The sequence below is a fragment of the Enterococcus sp. HMSC061C05 genome (assembly GCF_001814765.1).
Taxonomy (GTDB): Bacteria; Bacillota; Bacilli; order Lactobacillales; family Enterococcaceae; genus Enterococcus_B; species Enterococcus_B lactis.
Genome location: NZ_KV817741.1, coordinates 1,995 through 5,954, shown reverse-complemented (window position 1 = coordinate 5,954; position 3,960 = coordinate 1,995). Strand labels below are relative to the sequence as shown.

General features: G+C 37.0%; 3 protein-coding genes and 1 other annotated feature. All 3 genes read left to right on the top strand.

The window, feature by feature from the left end:
• The first annotated feature begins 359 nt into the window (after positions 1-359).
• Positions 360-1,049: a response regulator transcription factor CroR gene (locus tag HMPREF2988_RS07040; protein WP_002295268.1), complete on the top strand. Its 690-nt coding sequence runs from the start codon at positions 360-362 to the stop codon at positions 1,047-1,049.
• Positions 1,036-2,244 (top strand): sensor histidine kinase, encoded by a 1,209-nt coding sequence (locus tag HMPREF2988_RS07035; RefSeq protein WP_002309915.1) that lies wholly within the window; start codon positions 1,036-1,038, stop codon positions 2,242-2,244. Before HMPREF2988_RS07040 ends, HMPREF2988_RS07035 begins: the two co-directional genes overlap by 14 nt.
• Positions 2,245-2,282: 38 nt before the next feature.
• Positions 2,283-2,488, top strand: a binding site (T-box leader).
• Between the two features lie 49 nt (positions 2,489-2,537).
• Positions 2,538-3,809 (top strand): serine--tRNA ligase, encoded by a 1,272-nt coding sequence (gene serS, locus HMPREF2988_RS07030; protein WP_002315470.1) that lies wholly within the window; start codon positions 2,538-2,540, stop codon positions 3,807-3,809.
• Positions 3,810-3,960: the final 151 nt, after the last annotated feature.

Here is a 3,960-nt window from a genome sequence, read left to right as displayed (position 1 = left end):
TATCATGTCATTATCAACATGTCAATAACTTATTTTTTATTATTTTAAGTTATTGGTGTTCTTTTGAACAAATAATAATATATCAACATCACATACGAAAGTCAATAAGAAAATGCTTATTTATCAACATTTCCAGCTTATATGATCGTTAATTAGTTCTTCTCCTTTTTTGTTCGTCTTTATAACCTTAAAAAACGAAAAATCCTTTTATTTTCAGTTTAACGTTCATGTTTTTGTCCTATTTATGAGAATCAAATCTCTCACCTTCTAAAATTTTCCTTAACAAAGTGCTGCTTTTATCTATTTCTGCTTTTTTTTGCTAGAATAATAGTAACAATATGACTCTGGAGGATTTATTTATGAAAATTTTGATTGCTGACGATGATAAAGAAATCGTTGAATTATTAAGTATCTATGTTCACAATGAAGGCTATGAAGCAGTAAAGGCTTATGATGGGAAAGAAGCATTATCTAAAATCAGAACAATCCCTGATATTGAATTACTTATTTTAGATATCATGATGCCAGAGATGGACGGGATGCAAGTAGTGAAAGAGCTGCGAAAAGAATCTCAAATCCCAATCATTATGCTGACAGCAAAAACTACTGATATGGATAAGATCAAAGGACTGGTGGCTGGTGCAGATGATTATGTAACCAAACCGTTTAATCCATTAGAAGTAATGGCCAGAGTAAAGTCTCTATTACGGCGTACAAAAATGCAGATTGCCCCAGATCAGCCTGATGTATTAGAAGTAAATGCATTAATCATCAATAAAGACTCTCATGAAGTTAAAACAATCGATGGGAAAGAAATCCAGTTAACAGCTTTGGAATTCGGTATCCTCTACTTGCTTGCTAGTCATCCTAATCGAGTATTTAGCGCGGATGAAATTTTTGAGCGTGTTTGGAAACAAGAAAGTATTGTCTCTGCTAAAACTGTCATGGTTCATGTTAGCCATTTAAGAGATAAGATCGAAGAAGCAACTGGTGGTGAAAAAGTCATTCAAACCGTTTGGGGAGTGGGCTATAAAATTGACGCAAGATAGTAAACGAGCAACTGAAAAACGCCGTCGGATCAACTTGACTTCAAAAGAAATCAGCGAATTGTTAGCGGAAGGAATCATCACGATCATTCTTTTACTTCTATTAAATGTTTCTATTTTGGTTGTTATCAGTTCGGTAATCAATAGTTCACCTTCTTTGACAAATGCGATTTGGGATTCAAAGAATATTTTTGCGGAACGATTGAACACTGATTTATTTTGGAACGGTCGAAACTTTATTATTCCCTTTTTCTTTCTATTAGATATTGGTGTTTTGTATTGGCGTTTGATTCGAAGATATCGCCAAATGCAATTACGACATATCATCAGTGAACTTCATTACATCGCAAATGGAAATTATGATCATCGTATCCCTTTTGAACTTAGTGGTGACTTAAGCCGAGTTGTAACAAGTATCAATGGATTGGTAGATAGCACAGTAGCAGCGATTGAAGACGAACGTAAAATCGAGAAATCAAAAGATGAATTGATCACAAATGTTAGTCACGATATCCGTACCCCTCTTACTTCTATCATTGGATATCTAGGATTGATAGAAGATGGTCAGTATCACTCAGAAGAAGATCTTTTAAAGTATACACATACCGCTTATATTAAAGCAAAGCAGATGAAATCTTTAGTGGACGACTTATTTGAATACACTAAGGTACGCCAGCCTGCTGTCCCAGTAAATTTTTCTGCCTTTGATATGATCCAGTTGATCGAACAGTTAGCTGCTGATTTTGAGTTGGAAGCTTCTAAAAAAAATATCCAAATACTTGTGCAGTCAAAAGTAGATTCCCTTATCATGGATGGCGATACAGAAAAACTTGTACGTGTCTTCAATAATCTTTTGACGAATGCGTTGAAATATGGAAAAGGAGCTACGAAGATCGTGATCGAAGTAGAACGTGTCGGTTCAGAAGTTGTTGCAACGGTCAAAAATAATGGAGCAATGATCCCACAACAGGCAATCGATAATCTATTCGACCGTTTTTATCGTGTAGAAGAATCTCGGTCACAAGCAACTGGAGGAACTGGGCTTGGTTTAGCAATCGCTCAAAGTATTGTGGCTTTACATGGTGGCTACATTTATGCAAAATCAGATAAGCAATGGACTTCTTTCATCATGCACCTTCCAATCAAGAAAAATGAAAAATTACCTATTGATGCACAGGAAGTTATTGACGAAAGCTGAAATATTCGCTATTCTTATTACAATTATTAGAATAAATGAAAAACACAGAACCCAGTACACTTTATTCTTTTTCAGAGAGCTGATGGCAGGTGCAAATCAGCAAAGGATAATTTGGAAGTTCCAGTTCGTTTACGTGCCCTTTCGAAATAAGAAAGGTCGGTTCAACAGCCGTTATGTGTTCAACAAGTGCAGCTTATGCTGAACTTGGGTGGTACCGCGAATTTCAGACTGATTCGTCCCAAGAATAATGGGATGGATCAGTCTTTTTTTATTTTCAAAAAGGAGGAAATCATATGTTAGATGTAAAAATGATGCGACAAAATATCGAAGAAGTACAAGAAAAATTAATGACTCGGGGCGTTAAAAAAGAAACATTAGCTGAATTCATGGAACTAGATGAAAACCGCCGCAAATTACTAGTCAAAAGTGAAGAATTGAAAAAATATCGAAATGACGTTTCTGCTGAGATCGCTCAATTGAAGCGTGCAAAAGAAGATGCTTCTGCTAAAATCGCTGAAATGAAAGAAGTTGGCGGCAACATCAAAGCATTGGATACTGAAATTGCTGAAGTAGATGAAAAATTGAAACAAATCGCCACTACTTTGCCAAACCTTCCCCATGATTCTGTGCCAGTTGGATCAGATGAAGAGGACAATGTAGAAATCCGTCGTTGGAGCGAACCACGTACATTTGCTTTTGAGCCAAAACCACACTGGGAAATTGCAGAAAATCTTGATATTTTAGACTTTGAACGTGGCGCAAAAGTAGCCGGTAGCCGTTTTGTTTATTATAAAGGGCTGGGCGCTCGATTAGAACGTGCAGTCTACAACTTCATGCTTGATCAGCATATTTACGAACACGGCTATACTGAAATGATCACTCCTTATATCGTCAACAGTAAAGCGATGTTTGGTACAGGACAATTTCCAAAATTCAAAGAAGATGTTTTCCAATTGGAGAATACTGATTTAACATTGATTCCGACAGCTGAAGTCCCATTGACTAACTATTATAATGATGAAATTTTAGATGGTGCGGATTTACCTGTTTATTTCACTGCGCTAAGTCCTGCTTTTCGTTCTGAAGCTGGAAGTGCCGGTCGGGATACTCGAGGACTGATCCGTCTTCACCAATTCAATAAAGTAGAAATGGTCAAATTCTCGGATGCAGAACATTCTTACGAAGAATTGGAAAAAATGACAGCTGATGCAGAAGATATCTTGAAAAAACTGCATTTGCCTTATCGTGTAATGGCCTTATCAACTGGAGACATGGGCTTTTCTGCAGCTAAAACTTATGATTTAGAAGTATGGATTCCTGCACAAGATACTTATCGTGAAATCAGTTCTTGTTCTAACTGTGAAGATTTCCAAGCACGCCGCGCCATGATTCGTTATCGCGATAATGATGGAAAAATCCACTATGCTCATACTTTGAATGGTTCAGGACTTGCGGTTGGCCGTACAGTAGCTGCCATTTTGGAAAACTACCAAAATGAAGATGGTTCTGTCACAGTTCCAGAAGCGCTCGTTCCTTATATGGGTAATCTGAAAGTTATTAAATAGAGAGGTTGTGAAAAAGCTGTCCTGCATCAAGTAATAAGAACTGCCAAACCAAAATAGTTCCTCATAATTTTGCCGTTTGTTGAGCTAATACCGAGGGCCAGCTGATTGAACACTGTTTATCAGAGGTTGTGAAAAAGCCGCTTAGTTTCGA